The sequence below is a fragment of the Sandarakinorhabdus sp. genome (assembly GCF_031422795.1).
GTDB lineage: Bacteria > Pseudomonadota > Alphaproteobacteria > Sphingomonadales > Sphingomonadaceae > Sandarakinorhabdus.
Genome location: NZ_JANPML010000037.1, coordinates 1 through 6,175, shown reverse-complemented (window position 1 = coordinate 6,175; position 6,175 = coordinate 1). Strand labels below are relative to the sequence as shown.

Annotated in this window: 6 protein-coding genes and 1 tRNA gene; 1 reads left to right on the top strand and 6 read right to left on the bottom strand. The window is 65.9% G+C overall.

What is annotated here, in order from left to right:
* Positions 1 to 169: 169 nt before the first annotated feature.
* A tRNA-Gln gene (locus RMO81_RS01530) sits at positions 170 to 244 on the bottom strand.
* A 128-nt stretch (positions 245 to 372) separates the two neighbouring features.
* On the opposite strand from RMO81_RS01530, the gene RMO81_RS01525 reads away from it, so the two are divergent.
* The gene (locus RMO81_RS01525) at positions 373 to 1,410 is read left to right on the top strand and encodes a zinc ribbon domain-containing protein (protein WP_310473963.1); all 1,038 of its coding nucleotides are present in this window, start codon (positions 373 to 375) and stop codon (positions 1,408 to 1,410) included.
* On the opposite strand, the gene RMO81_RS01520 is transcribed toward RMO81_RS01525, so the two are convergent.
* From RMO81_RS01520 to RMO81_RS01500, 5 genes are all read right to left on the bottom strand, one after another.
* Entirely contained in the window at positions 1,407 to 2,231 is an 825-nt protein-coding gene (locus RMO81_RS01520; protein WP_310473962.1) for a CoA ester lyase, read from the bottom strand. The genes RMO81_RS01525 and RMO81_RS01520 overlap by 4 nt on opposite strands.
* Before the next feature lie 81 nt (positions 2,232 to 2,312).
* The gene (locus RMO81_RS01515) at positions 2,313 to 3,053 is read right to left on the bottom strand and encodes a FliA/WhiG family RNA polymerase sigma factor (protein WP_310473961.1); all 741 of its coding nucleotides are present in this window, start codon (positions 3,051 to 3,053) and stop codon (positions 2,313 to 2,315) included.
* Entirely contained in the window at positions 3,053 to 5,140 is a 2,088-nt protein-coding gene (gene flhA, locus RMO81_RS01510) for a flagellar biosynthesis protein FlhA (RefSeq protein WP_310473960.1), read from the bottom strand. The genes RMO81_RS01515 and flhA overlap by 1 nt, the downstream gene beginning before the upstream one ends.
* Positions 5,137 to 5,874, bottom strand: a complete 738-nt coding sequence (locus RMO81_RS01505) for a transglycosylase SLT domain-containing protein (protein ID WP_310473959.1) — start codon at positions 5,872 to 5,874, stop codon at positions 5,137 to 5,139. The genes flhA and RMO81_RS01505 overlap by 4 nt, the downstream gene beginning before the upstream one ends.
* A gap of 92 nt (positions 5,875 to 5,966) precedes the next feature.
* The coding region (locus RMO81_RS01500) for a hypothetical protein (protein ID WP_409049569.1) at positions 5,967 to 6,175 on the bottom strand (209 nt) is incomplete at its 5' end.

Here is a 6,175-nt window from a genome sequence, read left to right as displayed (position 1 = left end):
CGCACCAGTTGTGTTACCGGAACGGGCTGAAGCCGGTCAGTCGGGGCCCCAGTATAATCTGCCTGCATTGACCCTGTGGGCAGGGAAGCTGGGGCCTCGCCCCCGTCTCAGCCGTGCAGCGGATCGCCAGGGTGGCGTGGGCCAGCTGCACCTGTTGCACAATGTCAGGTGGCTGGGGCGCCAGGATTCGAACCTGGGAATGCCGGTACCAAAAACCGGTGCCTTACCGCTTGGCGACGCCCCAACAGCCGGCCGGAGCCAGCAAGGGCTGCCGGTTAGGCAATCGCGGGCGCTTTGCCAAGCCCTTCTTTGCCGCATTCGCTGCGCAGTGGCGGTTTGACAGGCCATTCGCAACCCGCCAGCATCGCAGCCATGAACAACGCCATCCGCCTTTCAGAAAAATGGTTCGTGCGGGCGCTGTGGCTGATCAGCCTGGTTTTTGCCTTTTTCCTGATTGGTTTGGGCAATGCGGTGGTGGGTGATCTGCCCCAGGTCGAAGCCGATCTGTCGTTGCAGCAATTCATGGATCCGGCCGGCGTCGCCGTTCAGCAGCAGCAGGATGCCGCACGCTACAACCGAATGGCCGCCCAAGCCGCGCTGGAACAGGCCGAACTGAAGCGCAGCGGCGCGAGCAAGGAATATGCAGCCGCCCGCGCCACGTTCGACAATTGGGTGGCAACCCGTCAGGCGACCGGCCGCGCCGATCAGGACACTGAATTGAGCGCCCGCACCACTGCACTGGATGGCTTGAAGGCCAGCGAAACCGAAGCCAGCCGCGCCGGCGAAGCGCAAAGCCAGAAACTGCTGGATGCGCAGCAGGCCGAGCAGCGCGCCGAAGCCGCCATGGTGCCCCTGCGTGATGCCGCGCAAACAAAACTCGACAGCGCGCTGCAAGCGGCTGAACTGCGGGTATTCCTGTATCGCCTGGCCGTGACCCTGCCGCTGCTGGCCATTGCCGGCTGGCTGTTTGCCAGGGCGCGCAAAGGCCGTTGGTGGCCGTTCGTGTGGGGCTTTATCTTCTTTGCGCTGTTCGCCTTCTTTGTGGAATTGGTGCCCTATCTGCCCAGCTATGGCGGTTATGTGCGCTATTCGGTTGGCATCATCATCACGCTGCTGATCGGGCGCTGGGCGATTATCGAGCTGGGCAGATATCTGGAGCGCCAAAAGCTGGCCGAAGCCCAGCCCGAAACCATGCGCCGGCAGGATCTGGCCTATGATCAGGCGCTGGCGCGGCTGGCCAAAAGCGTTTGCCCCGGCTGCGAGCGGCCAGTGGATCTGAAGAATCCGGACATTGATTTCTGCCCGCACTGCGGCATCGGGCTGTTTGAACGCTGCGGCAGTTGCAGCGCCCGCAAAGGCACATTCTCCCCCTTTTGCCACAAGTGCGGCGCAAAGGCAGAGCCGGCCTAAACCCGGGCCAGCAGCCGCTTCGCCTGTTCGACGTGCAGGATTTCCACCATCTGCCCATCCAGCGTTGCCACCCCGCGGCCTTCGGCAAGGGCAGCCTGGTAGGCGGCGATTATGGCGTGGGCGTGGGCGATTTCGGCAGGCGACGGTGAAAACACGGCGTTGCACGGTTCGACCTGGCTGGGGTGGATCAGCGTCTTGCCATCAAAGCCCAGCAGCTTGCCCTGCCCGGCTTCGGCAATGAACGCGGCTTCGTTGCGAAATTCGGTGCAGACACCATCGAAACAGGCGACGCCGGCCGCGCGCGCGGCGATAACGATGGCCGACAGGCTGTAAAGCAAAGGCGTGCGGTTCGCATCGCTGCCACAGTGCAGCGCCTTGGCCAGATCAGCCATCCCGGCGATGAGGCCGGCAACGCCCGGCGTGGCGGCGATGGCGGCCGCACCGAGCACTCCCGCCGGCGTTTCGATCATCGCCAGAACCGGCCTGCCCCCGGCGCGGCGCACCACGTCGGCCGCTTCGGCTGCGCTATCAACCTTGGGCACGACGATGCCATCAAATCCATCCACGTGTGCCGCGGCCATATCATCTGCGTGCCAGGCCGTGCCGATGCCGTTGACGCGCAGGAACAGGCTGCATGTGCCCCAACCGCCCTGCAGCGCGGCGGCAACGGCAGCGGCGCGGGCATCAGCCTTGGCATCGGGCTGTACCGCGTCTTCCAGATCGAGGATAACGGCATCGCAGGCCAGGGTGCGCGCCTTGGCAACGGCGCTGGCACGGTTGGCGGGCAGATACAGCGGCGATCGCAGGCGGGTCATGTCCATGCCGACAACGCTGCCAGCCCCAGCCGCGAAGCGCAACCCGATCAGCCGCGCAGCGCAACTCAATCAGCCGCGCAGCGCAACTCAATCGTCGGCCCAGCCCGTCAACTGGCCGCGCAGCTTGATGAGCGCGGCCTTCTTGATCTGGCAGATGCGCGCGGCGCCAACGCCCAGCACCTGGCCAATTTCCTCAAGGTTCAGTTCCTCGACGAAATAGAGTTGCAGCACCTGCGCTTCGCGTTCCGGCAGGGTTGAAATCGCCCCTGCAATGGCGCGGCGGCGGCGATCCTGTTCCAGACAGTCGTGCGCGTCAGGGTCGCCGCTGGCAAACCACTCGCTGTGATCGGAATAGACATCATCCAGGCTTTCCGATTGTGCGGCGTGGGTCTGGGCATTGGCGGTGCGATATTCGGCCAACGGCAGTTCCAGCGCGGCGGCCATTTCCTCGTCGGTTGCGGTTCGGCCCAACTGGCCTTCCAGCCGGCTGCGCACCTGCCCCCATTCCCGCTTGCGGCGCATGGCTGATCGCACCAGCGTGGCGCCTTTGCGCAACTGATCGATCATGGCGCCGCGCACCCGCACACTGGCATAGGTGGCAAAGGCGGCGTGGCCGCGATCTTCAAAACTGCGCGCCGCCTCGATCAGCGCAACCATGCCGATCTGCACCAGATCTTCCACATCGATGGCCGACGAGACGCGGGCATGAACATGCCAGGCAATCCGCCGCACCAATTGCAGATGGCTGGAAATCAGCCGTTCGGGATCAACCTGCGCCAGGCGGGCCGGGGCATACAGGGCGGGATCAAGGCCAAGGCGGGCGTCCATCAGGCGTCTCCAGTTGGGGCGCGTGGGCTGGCGGCGCCGATCACGGCCAGCACCTCCACGTCGCGGTCATCGGGAATGTCGGCAAAGGCGAGCACGGGCACACCGGGCAGCCGGGCGCGCAGCAGCTGCCACAGTGCGCGGCGCACCTGCGGCACGGTCACAATGGCAAAACGGCGGCCCTCGTTCATGGGCGCGCGGGTGGCGGCGGCCACGGCTTCGGCCACGCGGGTGACCAGCGCCGGATCGAACGGATGGGCAGCGCCCGGATTGGCGCGCACGGCCTGCACCAGCAGGGTTTCAAGGCCCGGATCGAGCGCCACGGCCGCCAGAGCGGCTTTCACGCCGGCCAGTTCCTGCACCAGTGCCGCGCCCAGGGCTGGGCGGATCAGTTCGGCCAGTTCGGCAGGCTCCTGCGATTTGGGCGCCACCTGCACCAGCGCGCTGGCGATGGAGCGCAGATCGCGGATCGAAATCCCTTCTTCCAGCAGCCGCTGCAGCACCTGTGTGACCACCGCGACGCTGAGCAATTTGGGCGTGAGCGCACCCGCCAGCGCCGGCGTGGCATCGGCCAGCGTGTCGAGCAGGGCCTGCACCTCGTCCTGGCCAAGCAGCCGGTGGGCGTGAGCCATCAGCAGCTGATTGAGATGCGTGCCGACCACGGCAGCGGGATCGACAACCGTATAACCGGCGGCTTCGGCCAGATCGGTTTCGGCCGGATCAATCCAGCGCGCCGGAATGCCAAAGGCCGGATCAACGGTTTCGCGGCCGGGAATGGGTGTGGAAATCGGGCCGGCTTCGATGGCCAGCACATCATCGGGCCAGGCATCATCCTCGCCCACCACGACCCCGGCCAGCGTGATGCGATAACGGAATGGCGGCAGCGCCAGATCATCGCGCACCCGCACCTGCGGCAGCACGAAACCCAGATTCTTCGACAATTGCCGGCGCACGGCGGTGATGCGGGCCATCAGCGGCGCTCCGCGCGCATCATCTACCATCGGCACCAGGCCAAAACCGATATCGATGCTGGCCGGCGCGCTGTCGGCCACATCGGCCCACTCGATGCGGGCGTCATCGGCGGCGGCTTCGGCAGCGGCGGCCTCGGCAGGGGTTTCAATCACAGGCTTTTTCTTCAGGGCCAGCCACAGCGCAAAGCCGGCGGCCGGCGCGATGATGATCAGCGGCATGCCGGGCAGCAGGCCCAGCAGAGACAGGATGATGCCCACCGGCAGCCACGGCGCTGTCTCGCCCAGCTGCAGCCCAACCTGGCCGGCAAGATCAGTATCCTTGCCAACGCGCGTCACCACCATGGCCGCAGCGATCGACAGCAACAGCGCCGGCACCTGTGCGACCAGGCCATCACCCACCGCCAGCAGCAGATAGCTGGTCGCGGCATCGGCCAGCGTGAGATCGTGGGACACGGTGCCCAGGATGAGGCCGCCGATGATGTTGATAGCCAGAATGAGCACACCGGCGACGGCATCGCCCTTCACGAACTTGGACGAACCATCCATGGCGCCGTGAAAATCGGCTTCGGTGGTGACTTCGAGGCGCCGGGCACGGGCTTCGTCGGCGGTGATCTGGCCGGCGTTCAGATCGGCATCGATGGCCATCTGCTTGCCAGGCAGCGCATCCAGCGTGAAACGGGCGGCGACTTCGGAAACGCGGCCGGCACCCTTGGTGATCACCACCAGATTGATGATCATCAACACGGCAAAAACGAACAGGCCAACGACATAATCGCCGCCGACCAGGAAGGTGCCGAACGCTTCGATCACATGGCCGGCGGCGGCGGTGCCTTCGTGGCCATGCACCAGCACGACACGGGTGGAAGCGACGTTGAGCGCAAGCCGCAGCAGCGTCGCATAGAGCAGCACGGTGGGAAAAGCCGAGAAATCCAGCGGCTTGCGGATGTTGATCGCCACCATCAGCACGATCAGCGCCACCGCAATATTGGTGACGAAAAACAGATCGAGCAGGATGGTGGGCAGCGGCACCACCATCAACGCAACCAGAATCAGGATCGCTGCCGGCATCAGCGTGGTGCGGGCGCTCCACATGCGCGGATCAAGGGCCAGCGCGTTCATGACATTGCTGCCAGGACGAGATAGGCCATGCGGGCGCGGGCCGCGGTCAGCGCCGGGTCCGGCCCCGGCGATATGCTGCCGGTGGCCGGCAGGCTGTTGCCGGCCGTGATCCTTGCTGTGCCGCCGCCCATGTGCCGGTTGATGCGGCTGGCGACGAGATCATGGACTTCGGCCAGGCTGCGGGCGCTGCCGTCCTTGTGGTAAAAGGTGGAGCGATTGGCCGCCGCTGCTGCCGGCAACAGATTGGCCGCGGCCATGCCGGGGGCCGCTGCCATGGTCTTCAGGAACTTGATGGCGCCGCCGGCACCAAAGAAAGCCGCCAGATACAGATCAGCCGAACCCGCAGCGCGGCCCAGCGCCCCTTCGAGGCGGGCCGCGTTGTCGCGTGTGAACTCACCGGCCATGGTGGCGGCAGCTTCGGCGTTGTGGCGCAGCGACAGGATCGTCTGTTTGACCGCACCGCTGGCGCCGTTTTTCAACGCATCGGCGGCCCAGCCCAGCCCGTGCTTTTCGCCGTGGCGGGCAACGGTGGCCAGCCAGGTCGCATCGGTGAACTGGAACAGGCCGGTGGCCGAGGAAGTTATGGCGCGGGCGTTCGGATTGAGGCCGGATTCAGCGCGAGCATTGGCCAGCAGATAGGTGAAATCAACCCCGGTGCGGCTGGCCGCGCTGCGCACCGCATCGAGCACATCGGGCGGGCCGGCAGGGCGCTGGAAGGATATGGCCTGGGTCATGCCCCTACCCCAAGCAAGGCGCGTGCCAGCCCGGCCCCGCCAACTGCGCCAATCCGGATGTTTCCCCCCATCCCCCCATTCCTTGCCATGATTCAGGCCCAGCGCCCGTTGCTGCCGTAGGTGACAGGATCAGGCCGGGGGATGACCGGGCCGGGACGCTGCGCAGACAATCGCTTTTCAACGCTTATCATCTTGGCGCGGCTTTTCAGGATGGCCTCGCTGTTCAGATCGCGGGCCTGTTCGAGCAACGGACGCGGTGGCGCGTCGCCGGCTGCAATCGCCGCCGACAGATCAGACAGCG

Bases quoted from the DNA above. Each gene is read 5' to 3' on its own strand.
- RMO81_RS01525 (WP_310473963.1), top strand. From the start codon at position 373: ATGAACAACGCCATCCGCCTTTCAGAAAAATGGTTCGTGCGGGCGCTG.
- RMO81_RS01520 (WP_310473962.1), bottom strand. From the start codon at position 2,231: ATGGACATGACCCGCCTGCGATCGCCGCTGTATCTGCCCGCCAACCGT.
- RMO81_RS01515 (WP_310473961.1), bottom strand. From the start codon at position 3,053: ATGGACGCCCGCCTTGGCCTTGATCCCGCCCTGTATGCCCCGGCCCGC.
- flhA (WP_310473960.1), bottom strand. From the start codon at position 5,140: ATGAACGCGCTGGCCCTTGATCCGCGCATGTGGAGCGCCCGCACCACG.
- RMO81_RS01505 (WP_310473959.1), bottom strand. From the start codon at position 5,874: ATGACCCAGGCCATATCCTTCCAGCGCCCTGCCGGCCCGCCCGATGTG.